The sequence below is a fragment of the Massilia glaciei genome (assembly GCF_003011895.2).
Taxonomy (GTDB): Bacteria; Pseudomonadota; Gammaproteobacteria; order Burkholderiales; family Burkholderiaceae_D; genus Telluria_A; species Telluria_A glaciei.
This window is the reverse complement of the sequence record NZ_PXWF02000321.1, coordinates 22376-38368: the sequence shown is the minus strand read 5'-3', so window position 1 is coordinate 38368 and position 15993 is coordinate 22376. Positions and strand designations below refer to the sequence as shown.

Here is a 15993-nt window from a genome sequence, read left to right as displayed (position 1 = left end):
TCAGGCATCGGCCGCGTCGGCCGCGTCGGCCTGCTGGTGGCAGGCGGCCAGGATCTCGGTCGCGTCCTGCGCGCGCAGCAGTTCGGACACCGCGCGCCCCAGTTCGGCCGGCTCGCGGGCCGGGCCGGACAGCTCGGCGCTGGCCATGCGGGCGCCGTCGGGCGTGGCGACCATCGCGCGCAGGCGCATGGTGTCGCCGTCGATGGTCGCGAAGGCGGCCAGCGGGATCTGGCAGCTGCCGCCGAACACCTTCGACACCGTGCGCTCGGCGGTGACGGCGCGCGACGTGTCGGTGTGGTTGAGCGGGGCGAGCAGCGCGGCCAGGTCGGCCCCGCCGGCGCTGCGCCCGGCCACGATTTCGATCGCCATCGCGCCCTGCCCGGCCGCCGGCAGGCTGTGCTCGGGTTCGAGCAGGCCGCGGATGCGCTGCGGCAGGCCGAGCCGCTTGAGGCCGGCCGCGGCGAGGATGATGGCGGCGTAGTCGCCGCGGTCGAGCTTGCCGAGGCGGGTGTCGAGGTTGCCGCGCAGCGGCTTGATGACGAGCCGCGGGTGGCGCGCCGCGATCAGGGCCTGGCGGCGCAGGCTGCTGGTGCCGACCACCGCGCCCGGCGGCAGCTCGGCCAGGCTGGCGTAGTGGTTCGAGACGAAGGCGTCGCGCGGGTCCTCGCGCTCGAGCACGGCGGCCAGCGCGAAGCCCTCGGGCAGGTCCATCGGCACGTCCTTGAGCGAGTGGACGGCGAGGTCGGCGCGCCCGTCCTGCATGGCCGCCTCGAGCTCCTTGACGAACAGGCCCTTGCCGCCGACCTTGGACAGGGCGCGGTCGAGGATCTGGTCGCCGCGGGTGGTCATGCCGAGGATCTCGATACTGCATTGTGGATATAATAAAGCCAGTTGCGCGCGCACGTGCTCGGCCTGCCACATGGCAAGACGGCTTTCGCGCGAGGCGATGACCAATCGGGTTGGATGCTGCGGCATTGCTTCGGTTGAGTTCAAAACGGCTACTTTCACTGTCGTTGGCCTGGCAGAAAACGATTTGTCGCTGTCGGCTCTTGAATAAGATCGCAAATTTTATCATGCGGCCCCGGCGCGGACCTTGGCCACGAGCCATCCGCATCCCTGATCGCCCCCTTTTAAGTCGCTCCACCCTTTTTGCAGTCACTCCCCCTTTCACGCTGGACAACCGGGCAGACCAACATGGCAAACAACATCACAAACACGGGCGCCGACAAGGACGCCCCGCTCAAGGAGGACATCCGCCTGCTCGGGCGCCTGCTCGGCGACGTGCTGCGCGAACAGGAGGGCGAGGAGGTGTTCGCCGTGGTCGAGACGATCCGCCAGACGGCGGTGCGGTTCCGGCGCGAGGCCGACGCCCAGGCCGGCGAGGACCTGGCCGAGCTGCTGCACAAGCTCACGCGCGAGCAGACCATCACGGTGGTGCGCGCGTTCTCGTATTTTTCGCACCTGGCCAACATCGCCGAGGACCAGCACCACATCCGGCGCCGGCGCGCCCACCTGCTGGCCGGATCAAAGCCGCAAAAGGGCAGCGTCGGCTTCGCGCTGGCCAAGCTCAAAGGGGCCGGGGTCGGGGCCGGCACGGTCGCCACGTTCTTCAACGACGCGCTGATCGTGCCGGTGCTCACGGCCCACCCGACCGAGGTGCAGCGCAAGAGCATCCTCGACGCCGAGCACGAGATCGCGCGCCTGCTGGCCGAGCGCGACCTGCCGCTCACGCCCAAGGAGCGCGTCGCGAACCTGCACCTGCTGCACGCGCGCGTGGCCACGCTGTGGCAGACGCGCATGCTGCGCTACTCCAAACTGACCGTGGCCGACGAGATCGACAACGCGCTGTCGTACTACCGGATCACCTTCCTGCGCGAGCTGCCGGGCCTGTACGACGACATCGAGGACGAGATCGCGGCCCATTATCCGGGATCGACGCCGGCCGCTGGCGGCGCGCCGTACGTGCAGATGGGCAGCTGGATCGGCGGCGACCGCGACGGCAACCCGAACGTCAACGCCGGCACCGTGGCGCACGCGCTGGTGCGCCAGGCCACCACCATCCTCGACTTCTACCTCGACGAGGTGCACGCGCTGGGCGCCGAGCTGTCGATCTCGACCCTGCTGGTCGAGGCCAGCGACGCCCTGCTGACGCTGGCCGAGGCCTCGCCCGACCATTCGCCGCACCGCGCCGACGAGCCGTACCGGCGCGCCCTGATCGGCATCTACGCGCGCCTGGCGGCGACCGCGCGCGCGCTCGGCGCGGCCAACATCCTGCGCAAGGAGGTCGGCCAGGCCGCGCCCTACCTTGGCGCCGCCGACTTCGGCGCCGACCTGGCCATCCTGGCCGGGTCGCTGCGGCTCAACCACGGCGCCCTGCTGGTCAAGCCGCGCCTGGCCACGCTGATGCGCGCGGTCGACATCTTCGGCTTCCACCTGGCCTCGCTCGACATGCGCCAGAGCTCGGACGTGCACGAGCGCGTGCTGGGCGAATTGTTCGCCAACGCCGCCGCCGAGCCGCACTACGCGCAGCTGGCCGAGGCCGACAAGGTCGCGCTGCTGCTGGCCGAGCTGTCGCAGCCGCGCATGCTCCATTCGCCGCACGCGCTGTATTCGGACGAGACCAATTCGGAGCTGGCGATCCTGCGCGCGGCCAGGGACATCCGGCGCCGCTACGGCGCGCGCGCGATCCGCAACTACATCATCTCGCACACCGAGACGGTGTCGGACCTGCTCGAGGTGCTGCTGCTGCAAAAGGAAACCGGCATGCTGCGCGCCGGCGGGCTCGAACTGATGGTGATCCCCTTGTTCGAGACCATCCCCGACCTGCAGCGCGCCGCCGCCATCATGGACGAGTGGATGGCGCTGCCGCTGGTGGCCTCGCTGGTGGCGCGCCAGGGCATGCAGCAGGAGGTCATGCTCGGCTACTCGGACTCGAACAAGGACGGCGGGTTCCTCACGTCGAACTGGGAGCTGTACAAGTCCGAGATCGACCTGGTCGGGGTGTTCGCGCGCGCCGGCGTCAAGCTGCGCCTGTTCCACGGGCGCGGCGGCACGGTCGGGCGCGGCGGCGGGCCGAGCTACGAGGCGATCCTGGCGCAGCCGCCGGGCACCGTGAACGGCCAGATCCGGCTGACCGAGCAGGGCGAGATCATCGCCTCGAAGTTCTCCAACGCCGAGATCGGGCGCCGCAACCTCGAGCTGCTGGTCGCGGCCACGCTCGAGGCGAGCCTGACGCCGCACGGGGACGACGGCGCGGCGGCGCCGGCGCTGGCGCGCTTCGAGGCCGTGATGGCCGAGTTGTCCGATCGCGCCTACCGCGCCTACCGCGGGCTGGTGTACGACACCCCGGGCTTCACCGACTACTTCTTCTCGGCCACGCCGATCGCCGAGATCGCCGAACTGAACCTGGGCTCGCGCCCGGCCTCGCGCAAGTCGACGCGCCGGATCGAGGACCTGCGCGCCATCCCGTGGGGGTTCTCGTGGGGCCAGTGCCGGCTGCTGCTGCCGGGCTGGTTCGGGTTCGGCTCGGCGGTCGGCGGCTGGATCGAGGACGGCGGCCGGCGCGACGAGAAGATCGCCGCCCTGCGCGAGATGCACGCGCAGTGGCCGTTCTTCGCCACGCTGCTGTCGAACATGGACATGGTGCTGGCCAAGACCGACCTGGCGATCGCCTCGCGCTACGCCGATCTGGTGGCCGACGCCCTGCTGCGCGATCGCATTTTCGCGCGCATCGAGGCCGAGCACGCGGCCACCCTGCGCTGCCTGGCGCTGATCACCGGCGCGCACGAACGGCTGGCCGGCAATCCGCTGCTGGCGCGCTCGATCCAGAACCGCTTCGCCTACCTCGATCCGCTCAACCACCTGCAGGTCGAGCTGATCGAGCGGCACCGGACGCTGTCGCGCCAGGGCAAGGCCGACGAGCGGGTGCACCGGGGAATCCACCTGTCGATCAACGGGGTGGCGGCGGGCTTGCGCAATTCCGGTTGAGGCGGGCGGCGCCCCGGGCCGCTGCGCGGCGCGACCACGCGCCCCGTCGTCCTCGCGGACGCGCACTGCTGTCCGGAATAAAAACCTTAACATCGCAATGGGCTAAATTGGCTGTTTAGTCGCTTCAGAAATCGTGTCACAGTCAACTTAATATCAAATTCCACGTCATCCCCGCCAAAGCGGGGATGACGTTGAGTATTTTTATTGATGAAGATCGAAAGCTCAATTTCTGCCGCGTTAAACACCAATTTCTGCACCGGTAAGATGTCAAGGAAATTATCCCGGACAGTATTGTGCGGAGGCGGGGAACCATGCCGAGTCCACAGCGAGGACGACGGCGGGGCGTTCGACGCCATTCACTCTTGCATGGCGGCACAACTGGTCTATACAGCTATATGATTGCCATCCGAGCAATTGCTCGGTATTGACACAATTGGATAGAGTTGGCCGCAAACGGCGGCCTACAATCACGCCATAGTCTCCGATTCGCGCGTCCGCACCACAGGGCGCGCATTTTTTTTGCGCCGTCCGCGCGCCGTCCGCCCCCTCCCCTCCCCAAAAAAACGCGCCCTTCGAGCCCCCGCTGTTGCGAACTTGCAAAAAAGTGGGAACGTTTCCAAGAAATTGTTCGCACTTCGCTTTAATGAATGATATATTTCAAAAAAGACGAATGGAAACGATTCCATAAGACCCCAAAAGCCCCGGGTCACCCTATCATTACACTACTTGGAGAACGTAGATGAAGACCACAATCCGACCACGCGACAACCGTGGCACCCGCCCATATTTCCGTCTGAGCCCGATCGCCGCGGCCTGCGCCACCCTGCTGGTGGTGTCGGGCGCGGCCCAGGCGCAAGACGCGGCCAAGGAGACCGAGGCCGCCGCGGCCGCCGAACCCGTCACGGTCGTGGTCGTCAAAGGCATCCGCCGCAGCATCGAAGACTCGGTCGCGACCAAGCGCAAGTCCGATTCCATCGTCGAGGTCGTCTCGGCCGAGGAACTCGGCAAGCTGCCCGACGCCAGCATCGCCGAGGCGCTCTCGCGCCTGCCCGGCGTGGTCGGCCAGCGCGGCCCCGACGGCCGCGTGAGCGTGATCTCGATCCGCGGCCTGTCGCCCGAATTCTCCGGCTCGCTGCTCAACGGACGCGAGGTGGTCAGCTCCAACGACGCCCGCACGGTCGAATACGACCAGTTCCCGTCCGAGCTGATCGGCTCTGCGCTGGTCTACAAGACCCCCGACGGCACCCTGATCGGCCAGGGCCTGTCGGGCACGGTCGACCTGCGTTCGCGCAAGCCGCTCGACACGCGCGGACGCGAGATCGCGGTCAACCTGCGCGGCGAGAAGAACTCGACCGAGAACCTGGTCTCGGGCGTGGCGCCGGGGATCGGCAAGCGCTTTAGCATCTCCTACGTCGACCAGTTCGCCAACAACACCTTCGGCATCGCGGCCGGTTTCGCCCGCCTCGACGTCGCCAGCGAGGTCAAGCAGACCGAGCTCGTCATGTACGGCGACTTCAGCCCGTACGGCCTGCCCGTGTCGGGCAACGCGCCTTCGAAGTTCCCGGCGCCGGGCGTGGCCAACGGCAACTCGATGCTGCCGATGTTCTGGACCGCGACCTCCTCGACCAAGCGCAACACGCGCGACGGCCTCATGGCCGTGCTCGAATGGAAGCCCAACAAGAATCTGCGCAGCCAGCTCGACCTGTACTACTCCAAGTTCGACACCCACGAGGTCGGCGCCAAATTCCTCTCGAGCATGTTCGCGACCTGGGGCGGCGGTGTCGCCCCTAACCTGTCGAACGTCAAGACCACCCAGGTCGGCCAGAACACCTTCACCACCAGCGCCACGGCCGACAAGATGCCGGTCACGACCGGCAACTTCGACACCAAGCGCAAGGACAGCATCTCGGCGCTGGGCTGGAACACCGAGCTGCGCCTGAACGACCAGTGGCGCGCCATGAGCGACGTGAGCTTCTCGCGCAGCGACCGCAACGAGACCTACTCCGAGGTGTACGCCGCGCCGTACGACAGCGCCGCCCAGAACTGGACCTACGGCAGCTTCAGCTGGAACGTGCCGGTCGACGGCGGCGCCCAGACCTGGACCCCGGCCCAGGCCGACTACCTGGCCAACCCGGGCATCGTCAAGATGGGCGACCAGGGCGGCTTCGACTTCGTCGGCGACCAGGACGCCTACACCGGCGCGATCCGGAACCCGAACATCAAGGACCAGATCAAGACGCTGCGCCTGTCGGCCACGCGCCGGCTCGACGGTTTCTTCAGCGACTTCACCGCCGGCGTCAACTACACCGCGCGCGACAAGGACGTGAGCAAGAACGAGGCGCGCCTGCTGATGAAAAAGGATGCCAACGGCAACTACATCCGCGACATCCCGGCCTCCGCGCTGGGCGCCCCGATCAACATGTCGTGGGCCGGCATCCCGGGCATGATCCGGATCGACGTGCCGGCGCTGGCCAACACCGGCGTGGTCTCGCTGCAACCGCTGTTCGCGCAAAAGGTCGACAACGACTCGGGCGTGCACGAGAAGGTCATGACCGCGTTCGCCAAGCTCGACATCGACACCGAGTTCGGCAACGTGCCCGTGCGCGGCAACCTGGGCTTGCAGGCGGTCAAGACGGAACAGAACTCGACGGGCTGGGAATACCGCGGCAACAATGCGACCCCGGACATCACCCAGTTGTTCGCCCGCAGCGGCGGCGCCAGCTACACCGACTACCTGCCAAGCTTGAACCTGGTGGCGGAGTTCCCGAGGGGCTTCATCGGCCGCTTCGGCGCGGCCAAGACGCTGGCGCGCCCGAACATCGTCGACCTGCGCGCCGGCAGCAGCACGCCGACCGTGATCAAGGAGCCGGGTCCGGACCAGGGCAAATGGACGGTCGCCTATTCGGGCAATCCGGAGCTTGAGCCGTGGCGCGCGACCTCGATCGACTTCTCGTTCGAGAAGTACTTCGGCAAGCGCACCTACGTGTCGGCCGCGGCGTTCCACAAGACGCTCGAGAACTATGTCTACAACGAACTGCGCGCGCGCGACAATTCGTCATTCCCGCTGCCGCCGGGCCTGCCGGCCGGCATCGTGGTGCAGAAATTCGGTCCCGTGATGCAACCGGTCAATGCCGAGGGCGGCAAGCTGCAGGGCCTCGAACTGTCGGCCTCGCTCGAAGGCGCGATGATCCATCCGATGCTCGACGGCTTCGGCCTGGTGGCGAGCGCGTCCAAATTGTTCAGCGACATCCAGGACAAGGATGGCAAGGAGATCAAGCTCAACGGCTTGTCGGGGGTGTCGGGCAGCGCCACGGCGTACTACGAGAAGCACGGTTTCTCGGCGCGCTTTAGCCAGCGCTACCGTTCGGCGTTCACGGCGACCACGCGCGACATCTTCCTCAACGCGACGACGCGCGAGCAGAATGTGGACCGCGTGGCCGACATGCAGATCGGCTATGAGATCGAAAAAGGCGCTTACAAGGGCTTGTCGTTCCTGCTGCAGGTCAACAACGTGTTCGACAAACCGACCCAGAACAGCGTGACGCCGGGCGACAACGCGCCCGACAAATCGATGCTGCTGCCGAACTACACGTATTATTTCGGACGCCAGGTCTTGATGGGGATGAACTACAAGTTCTAAGCGGAAGTGGGCCGGCGGCGCCGCATTGGCCGCCGGCCAAACAGAAGTCGAAAACCAAGAATCAAACCCACCTCCCCCCAACGTCATCCCCGCGAAAGTGCGAACGCATGCGTTTGCCCCATATTGAATATGCGGTCACGCGCCGTCGACCCATTTTAGCCCCGCTGCACGGCCTGAATGATCTAACTGCACTTACATTCATGCTCAGCATAGGTCCCCGCCTTCGCGGGGATGACGGTTAGTGGGTGCGCGGGCACGGTTGGTCGGTGCGCGGGTGGCCGTGGATGTTTGGCCGTGGGTGTTTCAACGAAGGTGATTGTTCTAACTCTATTGCAGGAGACGTGCGCATGACCCTCACACCTGTGCGAAAAATAGTCGTGGTCGGCGGCGGCACCGCCGGCTGGATGACAGCGTCGGCCCTGTCGAAAACGCTGGGCCCGGCCTGCCAGATCCGCCTGATCGAATCGGACGAGATCGGCATCATCGGCGTCGGCGAGGCGACCATCCCCCACATTAACGAATTCAACCGTGCGCTCGGCATAGACGAGGACACCTTCCTGCGCGCGACCCAGGGCACCTTCAAACTCGGCATCGAGTTCGTCAACTGGGGCCAGACGGGCGAGCGCTACATCCACGGTTTCGGCCGCGTCGGCCAGCCCGGCGACGCCCTGCCGTTCCACCATTTCTGGCTGCGCATGGCCAAGCTCGGCCGCGCCGGCCCGCTCGCGGCCTACTCGATGAACACGGCCGCACCGCACCACGCCAAGTTCATGCGCGCGCCGCCCGAGATGCGCGGCTCGCCCCTGCAAGACCTGGTGCACGCCTTCCATTTCGACGCCAGCCTGTACGCGCGCTTCTTGCGCGACTACGCCGAACAACGCGGCGTGCGCCGCACCGAGGGCAAGATCGCGCGCGTGTCGCAACGCGAGCCCGACGGCTTCATCGACGCCGTCGTGATGGAAAGCGGCGAGCGCATCGAGGGCGATTTCTTCGTCGACTGCTCGGGCATGCGCGCCCTGCTGATCGAGCAAACCCTGCACGCCGGCTACGAGGACTGGTCGCACTGGCTGCCCTGCGACCGCGCCATCGCCGTGCCCTGCGCGTCGGCCGGCGAACTGCTGCCGATGACGCGCTCGACCGCCCACGCGGCCGGCTGGCAGTGGCGCATCCCGCTGCAGCACCGCACCGGCAACGGCCACGTCTACAGCAGCGGCTTCATGGAGGCCGACCAGGCCGAGGCCATTTTGATGGCCAACCTGGACGGCGAACCGACCGCGCAACCGCGCCACATCCGCTTCCAGACGGGACGGCGCAAGAAAAGCTGGAGCCACAATTGCGTCTCGGTCGGGCTGGCCAGCGGCTTCATGGAGCCGCTCGAGTCGACCAGCATCCACCTGATCCAGACGGCGATATCGCGCATCATCAATTTCTTCCCGCAAGCGGGATTCGACGCCGCCGACATCGCCGAGTACAACCTGCAAACCCAGGTCGAATACGAGCGCATCCGCGACTTCCTGGTGCTCCATTACAAGGTCACGCGGCGCACCGACTCGGCGTTCTGGGATTACTGCCGCACCATGCCGATCCCCGAGAGCCTGCAGCGCAAAATCGACCTGTTCCTCAGCAACGGGCGCATCTACCGCGAGCAGGATGAGTTGTTCACGGAGATGAGCTGGCTGCAGGTGATGGTCGGGCAAGGCGCGATGCCGCGCGGCTACCATCCGTTCGCCGACCTGCGGCCCGAGGCCGAGGTGGCCGCCTATCTGGGCAATGTCGAGCAGGTGATCGCCAAATGCGTCAAGGCGATGCCGAGCCAGGCCGAATTCATCGCCGCCCATTGCGCCGCCGGCGCCAACTAACGCACGCTAAACCTTTGGAGTGTAAATTGAAAAATACTTTGCCTATCATCGTGGCGGGACTTTGCGCGCTTAGCGCCTGTGGCGGCGGCAGCGCGGCGTCCCCGGCGGCCCCGGTTCCCGTCCCGCCCGCGCCCGCGCCCGTCACGCCGGCCCCGCCGGCGCCGCCCGCGATGCCCGCCGGCGGCGTGCCGGCCAGCTGGCGGCTGGTCTGGTCCGACGAGTTCGACGTCGCCGGCCTGCCCGATCCGGCCAAATGGGACTACGACACCAGCCGCAACAAGCAAGGCTGGCACAACAACGAACTGCAGTACTATTCGCGCGCGCGGCTCGACAATTCGCGCGTGGCCGACGGCAAGCTGGTCATCACGGCGCTCAAGGAAAAGCTGACCGGCGCGGCCGACTACGGCGGACAGTCGTACACCTCGGCGCGGCTCTTCACGCGCGGCAAGATCGACTGGACCTACGGCTACTTCGAGATCCGCGCCAAACTGCCCTGCGGGCTGGGCACCTGGCCGGCGATCTGGACGCTGGGCAGCAAGGGCGCGTGGCCGGCGGACGGCGAGATCGACATCATGGAGCATGTCGGCAAGACCCCGGGCCAGGTCCTGGGCAGCGTGCACACCGGCGCCTACAACTGGCCCATGAACACGCAGAAAACGGTGACCACGACGGTCGCCGACGCCTGCGACGCGTTCCACAACTACCAGCTCAGGTGGGATGCCGAGCAGGTCGTGATCGGCGTCGACAACCGCAATTTTTTCCAGTTCGTCAATCCGAAGGATGGCGACAACGCGAAGTGGCCTTTCAGCAATCCGCAGTATCTGTTGCTCAACGTGGCGCTGGGTGGCGACCTCGGCGGGCCGGTCGACGACGCGATCTTCCCGGTGCAAATGGAGGTTGAGTACGTGCGCGTGTACCAGCCATAGAAAGAGCCGGACCCCCGCTGCCCTCCCCCACGACTCGCTCTGGCATTCATGCTCGTTTGGCGTCTTATTTATGCGCGTTCTGTCTCGTTTGTACCCGGTTTTCTTTCAGCAAAAAAACCAAGGCACGATGCGACGAAAAGAGACAAAACCAGGCGCGAAACGAGCACGAATGCCAGAGAGGGCTGCGCAGGCATCCGCCTACCAAGCAGCCGCACTGGTCCGGGCGCAACATCCTCAAAATCAACGACCCGTGGAATCTTGATGAGCGCGTCGAAGATTGGGGCCGGCAGCGTCGACTACGCTATCTCTATCCAAAGCGCAACGCCGAGTCCAAGCCGTCCGCCCATCCTTCGGTAAGGAATGCCAGATCGGCGGAGATTTTGTAGGTCGATGTGCTGGTGGCGTGCATAGTCTCTGTTAAACAGCGAGGGCGGGAGCCGCCTATCCGATTTCGCGCACGAAGGTCGCCATGAATCGGTTCTCGGGATGTGCGCGACAGCGCGCGACAGCGCTGGCGATCACAGCCTCCTCACGCGCCATCAGGGCTTTGTAGGCGTCCATTTTCGCCAGAAGCAGTATTCCACTGGCGTAGCCGATCAGGGGCATTTTTTTGCTTGGCAATTCGGGGAAGGTCTTCGTGAAATAGTCATAGTCCGCGATAAAATCCGAGCAGGGCTTTTCTTTCAGTGTTTCCAGCGAATCGCGCATAAACACAATGGAAACCGTGAATTTCATCGGTTCCGCAAGTGTCTTTTTCATGTCCAGATCGATTATTTTAACAAGCACCAGGGCGTTTCTGTCGAGGGCTGCCGAGCGCGACGTCTTCACCACCTTCAAACCGGACAAAGTACCGCCGGGGTGCGCGACACCCTCGATCACGGCCGTGCCCTGCGCGCCAGTGTTTGCCAGCGCGCTTGGATACAGTGCCTGTCCCGGTCCGAACAAATGCTCGCCCAGGTTCTGGACAACCTTGTCATTCAAAGCCGATGGCTGCGCCTGGACGGCGAGGCAGTAAACGAACAACAAGGTGAAAAAAGAGCGCTTCATTAGGTGGACCTGGTCGGCATTCTTGTCGGCGAAATACTGATTATGAAGATGATCCAACGCTTAATCAATGAGAAGAATTAACCCGCCGAGTTTTTGCAAACGAGGATGTCGCCGGACGCAGGCAAGCCGGTCCGCCGAAAAAATTGATCCGGCGTGCCGCGCAAGCCCAAAAAAAGGCCCGACATTGCCGGGCCATTTTTTGTAAAACTCAGGCGCGTCGCGCGCCCGCCGATCAGTGGTTGTGCAAGAAGCTCTTGAGCTTGTCCGAACGCGACGGCTGGCGCAGCTTGCTCATCGCCTTCGCCTCGATCTGGCGGATGCGCTCGCGCGTGACGTCGAACTGCTTGCCCACCTCCTCGAGCGTGTGGTCGTTCGACATCTCAACGCCATAACGCATGCGCAACACCTTGGCCTCGCGCGGGGTCAGCGAATCGAGCACTTCCTTGATGACGTTGCGCATCGACGCGTGCAGGGCGGCGTCGAGCGGCGCGAGCGTCGTGTTGTCTTCGATAAAGTCGCCCAGTTGCGAATCGCCGTCCTCGCCCATCGGCGTTTCCATCGAAATCGGCTCTTTCGCGATCTTCATGATCTCGCGGACCTTATTCTCCGGCATTTCCATCTTGAGCGCCAGCGTCGCCAGGTCCGGCTCGCTGCCCGTTTCCTGCATGATCTGGCGCGAGATGCGGTTCATCTTGTTGATCGTCTCGATCATGTGCACCGGCACGCGGATGGTGCGCGCCATGTCGGCGATCGAACGCGTGATGGCCTGGCGGATCCACCAAGTCGCGTAGGTCGAGAACTTGTAACCGCGGCGGTACTCGAACTTGTCGACCGCCTTGAGCAGGCCGATGTTGCCTTCCTGGATCAGGTCGAGGAATTGCAGACCGCGGTTGATGTACTTCTTGGCGATCGAAATAACCAGACGCAGGTTGGCGACCGTCATTTCGCGCTTGGCGTGGCGCGCGCGCTTTTCGCCCGCGGCCATCTGCTTGTTAATCTTGCGCAGGTCGGCCAGCGGCAGCGCCACGCGCGCCTGCAGCGCGATCATGCGCTTCTGGTGTTCCTTCACGGCCGGCACGTTGCGGCCGAGCACGGTGCTGTACGGATGGTTCGCGTTGACTTCGCCGTCAACCCAGTCGAGGTCGGTTTCGCTGCCCGGGAACACCTTGATGAAGTGGGCGCGCGGCATGCCGCAGCGGTTCACGCAAATCTCGAGCACGGCCTTTTCGATGTGGCGCACCTCGTCCATCTGGCCGCGCAGGGTGTCGCACAGCTTTTCAACGACCTTGGCGGTGAAGCGGATGCCGAGCAGCTCGTTCGAGATCACTTCCTGCGCCTTGACATAGTTCTTCGAACCGTAGCCGTCCTTCTCGAAGGCCTTGGCCATTTTTTCGAACTGGGCTTCGATGATCGCGAACTTGTCGAGCGCGCCGCGGCGCAGCTGCGTCAACTGCTCGGCCGAGAAACCGGCCGCGCCGCCGTTGGCGTCGCCATCCTCCTCCTCGTGCTCCTCCTCGTCGTCCTCGTCATCGTCGGAGGCGGCGCTGTGCGGCGCGGGCGCGGCCGGCGCGTTCGATTCGTTGAGGTCGACGAAACCGTCGACCACCTCGTCGACCTTGATGGTGTCGTTGGCGATCTTGTGCGACAGGGCGATGATCTCGGCGATCGTGGTCGGGCAGGCCGAAATGGCCTGGACCATGTCCTTGAGGCCGCCCTCGATGCGCTTGGCGATCTCGATCTCGCCCTCGCGCGTGAGCAGCGCGACGGCGCCCATCTCGCGCATGTACATGCGCACCGGGTCGGTGGTGCGGCCAAAGTCGGAGTCGACCGTCGACAGCGCCGTCGCGGCCGCGGCCTCGACTTCGTCGTCGCTGGTGGCGGTGGCGACCGTGTCGGTCAGCAGCATCATTTCGGCGTCGGGCGCGCGCTCGTAGACGGCGATGCCCATGTCGTTGAAGGTGGCGATGATGCCCTCGACCGCCTCCGGATCGATGATGTTCTCCGGCAACTGGTCGTTGATCTCGGCGTAGGTCAGGTAGCCGCGCTCCTTGCCCATGTTGATCAGGTTCTTGATCTGGTTGCGGCGGCGCTCCATGTCGGCCTCGGACGCCTTCGGGTCGGCCGGCAACACGCCGTTGACGCTGCCCTTGGCCTTGCGCTCGCGCGCCTTCGAGACCGCTTTGAGTTCGGCGCGCTCGACCGCGTTGAGCGCCGCCACCTCGTCGTTCTCGGGCGTGAACTCGCTCGGCTTGCGGCCGCGGCGGCCCGGCACTTTAACGGACGGCAACAGGTAGCCCGAGGTGTCGATCGCGGCCAGCGCGGCCGCGTCGGTGGTCTGGCTCACCGACTGGCCGGCGGTGATGATGACGGTCGGCTCGGCATCGGCCTTCTTCGACGCCGCGCGCGGCTTGGCCGGCGCCTTTGGCGCGGCCACGGCGGCGGCCGGCTCGGGTGCGGCCTCGACGCTCGGCACGGCGACCAGCTTGGTGCGCTTGCGCACCACGGCGACCGCCGCGGCGGCGCCCTGCTCCACGCCGGCCGGCAGGGTTTGAACGGCGACACCTGCCAGGCGCGACCCCTTTTTGACGACCGTGACCGTGCTCGCCGCATCCGTTTCGAGGAAGTAGGAGGTCGCGGTTTTCGGCACGGCCAGCGGGGCGCTAGCTTTGCGCGGCGCCTTGGTGGCTGTCAATGTCAGGGTCTTGGCGGGGTTCTTCATATTTACTCTCCGATCGAGGCATGTGGCGCGCCTGCGAGGTCTATAATCCACCTCGGCCCCTGTGCGGGAGGCCGGATGGAACGTGGTTCTGGGTGTCCCCAGCTAAGGGCGGTGTGGCCGGATGTCAAGCACGACGGGTGCGATTGTTTCGCAATGGGCTGGCAAACAGTGTTGTGCTTGGTGCAAAATGGCGCTGTCCATGGGGAACGAAAAAAAGCCCGCTAGCTAAAACGGGCTTGAATCTATTTTTCAGAGAAGAATAGAGGAGACAGGCGTATTATGCCGTAAAGCAAGTTTGCGGGATAATTGAAATATCATATAACCGGTATATGTTTTTCGTATACTTGCCAACAAAAACCGCCGTCGTCGACCTTCAACTACTATCTGCGCCAGGTCAAGCCGCGCGCAGCACAAGGGGCGGATCATACACGACTTCGCGCCCTCCTGCGCGTTGCCTATGCGAATAAAAGCCCGCCGTCAACGGTATTCAAAACAACAATCATGGCGAATTGGCGCAGCCTTACGATTGTGCCCATGCTATCCTTCCGGTTCCAGCTCTTACAATGAAGTCAATGAATACAACTAGTCCAGTCGCCGAGTCGGGCGACGCAGCACCAGCCCCCACCGATCAAAATTCATCTTTGGAGCACGGGAAGCCCGTCTCGCAAGACAGTCCCGCCGCCCAGGAGCGCGGCGAGCCGCAGCAGGCGCCCGCCGCGCCCACGACCGCGCGGTCCCTGCTCAAACAGTTCCAGCAACAGTTCCCGGCGTTCCGCGACTGCCTGCCGTTGTCGATCGGCATCGACAAGCAGATCCTCGCGCGCATGCCCGAACTCGACCGCAAAACCATGCGCGCCGCGCTCGGCATCCACACCGGTTCGCTGCGCTACCTGCGCGCGATGGAAAAGGCGACCGTCCGCCACGACCTCGACGGCAACGCCGGCGCCGAGGTGACCGACGTGCACCGCCTGCACGCCAAAGACACGCTGCAACAGCGTTTCAAAAAAGAGGCCGAGCGCAAAAAGGCCGAGCGCGACGCCGCCCTCGCCGTCGAAGCCGACAAGATGCGCCAGGAAAAACTGCTCCAGCTTGCATCCAAGTTCTCCCGCAACGCCTAAGTCCCGATGTCGAGCGCGCCCGACGAGGTCCCGCTGCCGCCCTACGCCGGCATCACGCTCGCCTCGGTGCGCCTGGTGCGCACCGAACACGATGCGGCCGAGGCGCTGGCGGCGTTGTCGGCCATGGACGTGATCGGCTTTGACACCGAATCGAAGCCGACCTTCCTCAAGGGGGAGGTCTCGACCGGCCCCCATCTGATCCAGCTCGCCACCGACGACATGGCCTACCTGTTCCAGATCGGCGGCGGCGGTGGCGCGCCCGCCATGCTCAAGACGGTGCTCGAATCGCACACCATCCTCAAGGTCGGCTTCGGCCTATCCGACGACCTCAAGCGCCTTAGCGCCAAGCTCGGCATCGACACGCGCAATGTGCTCGACCTCTCGACCGCCCTGCGCAAGGGCGAGCGCAACACGCTCGGCGCCAAGACGGCGGTGGCGCGCTTCTTCGGGCAAAAGCTGCAGAAGTCGAAAAAAATCACGACCACCAACTGGGCCATGGCGCGCCTGTCGGAAAAACAGATCCTGTACGCCGCCGACGACGCCCACGTCGCCCTGCGCATCTACCGCCGCTGGCGGCTCGACGTGCCCGCCGCCTGAGCTTCCCCCTGGCTTTACCGATCACAACATGTTGATCGCGCGCAAACCGTTCCTGCTCACTCTGCCGATAAAATCAAGCGACTGGCCTTGGTCACTTGCG

9 protein-coding genes are annotated in these 15993 nt (G+C 65.0%); 6 read left to right on the top strand and 3 right to left on the bottom strand.

Annotated elements, in window-relative coordinates:
* Complete coding sequence (gene hemC, locus C7C56_RS25555) at positions 1-975, bottom strand: hydroxymethylbilane synthase (protein ID WP_106760163.1); 975 nt, start codon at positions 973-975, stop codon at positions 1-3.
* Positions 976-1194: 219 nt separating this feature from the next.
* Between hemC and ppc the strand changes: the two genes are divergently transcribed.
* From ppc to C7C56_RS25535, 4 genes are all read left to right on the top strand, one after another.
* Positions 1195-3987, top strand: a complete 2793-nt coding sequence (gene ppc, locus C7C56_RS25550; protein WP_106760162.1) for a phosphoenolpyruvate carboxylase — start codon at positions 1195-1197, stop codon at positions 3985-3987.
* Positions 3988-4726: 739 nt separating this feature from the next.
* A complete protein-coding gene (locus tag C7C56_RS25545; protein WP_106760161.1) occupies positions 4727-7627 on the top strand; it encodes a TonB-dependent receptor in 2901 nt (966 codons plus the stop codon).
* Between the two features lie 347 nt (positions 7628-7974).
* Complete coding sequence (locus tag C7C56_RS25540; protein WP_106760160.1) at positions 7975-9486, top strand: tryptophan halogenase family protein; 1512 nt, start codon at positions 7975-7977, stop codon at positions 9484-9486.
* Positions 9487-9512: 26 nt separating this feature from the next.
* The gene (locus tag C7C56_RS25535; RefSeq protein ID WP_229458998.1) at positions 9513-10412 is read left to right on the top strand and encodes a glycoside hydrolase family 16 protein; all 900 of its coding nucleotides are present in this window, start codon (positions 9513-9515) and stop codon (positions 10410-10412) included.
* A gap of 441 nt (positions 10413-10853) precedes the next feature.
* Here the strand turns inward: C7C56_RS25535 and C7C56_RS25530 are convergent, their stop codons facing one another.
* Together C7C56_RS25530 and rpoD are read right to left on the bottom strand one after the other, a co-directional pair.
* On the bottom strand, positions 10854-11516 hold the full coding sequence (locus C7C56_RS25530) for a TonB family protein (RefSeq protein ID WP_106760158.1): 663 nt from the start codon (positions 11514-11516) through the stop codon (positions 10854-10856).
* A gap of 175 nt (positions 11517-11691) precedes the next feature.
* Positions 11692-14178, bottom strand: a complete 2487-nt coding sequence (gene rpoD, locus C7C56_RS25525) for an RNA polymerase sigma factor RpoD (RefSeq protein ID WP_106760157.1) — start codon at positions 14176-14178, stop codon at positions 11692-11694.
* 572 nt (positions 14179-14750) lie between these two features.
* Here rpoD and C7C56_RS25520 point away from each other — a divergent pair.
* Both C7C56_RS25520 and C7C56_RS25515 read left to right on the top strand, forming a co-directional pair.
* Positions 14751-15296 carry a ProQ/FINO family protein gene (locus tag C7C56_RS25520; protein WP_106760156.1) on the top strand — a complete coding sequence of 182 codons (546 nt, stop codon included), beginning with the start codon at positions 14751-14753 and terminating at the stop codon, positions 15294-15296.
* Between the two features lie 6 nt (positions 15297-15302).
* Entirely contained in the window at positions 15303-15893 is a 591-nt protein-coding gene (locus tag C7C56_RS25515; protein ID WP_106760155.1) for a 3'-5' exonuclease, read from the top strand.
* Positions 15894-15993 lie beyond the last annotated feature (100 nt).

Bases quoted from the DNA above. Each gene is read 5' to 3' on its own strand.
- C7C56_RS25545 (WP_106760161.1), top strand. From the start codon at position 4,727: ATGAAGACCACAATCCGACCACGCGACAACCGTGGCACCCGCCCATAT.
- hemC (WP_106760163.1), bottom strand. From the start codon at position 975: ATGCCGCAGCATCCAACCCGATTGGTCATCGCCTCGCGCGAAAGCCGT.
- C7C56_RS25540 (WP_106760160.1), top strand. From the start codon at position 7,975: ATGACCCTCACACCTGTGCGAAAAATAGTCGTGGTCGGCGGCGGCACC.
- C7C56_RS25515 (WP_106760155.1), top strand. From the start codon at position 15,303: ATGTCGAGCGCGCCCGACGAGGTCCCGCTGCCGCCCTACGCCGGCATC.
- ppc (WP_106760162.1), top strand. From the start codon at position 1,195: ATGGCAAACAACATCACAAACACGGGCGCCGACAAGGACGCCCCGCTC.
- C7C56_RS25520 (WP_106760156.1), top strand. From the start codon at position 14,751: ATGAATACAACTAGTCCAGTCGCCGAGTCGGGCGACGCAGCACCAGCC.
- rpoD (WP_106760157.1), bottom strand. From the start codon at position 14,178: ATGAAGAACCCCGCCAAGACCCTGACATTGACAGCCACCAAGGCGCCG.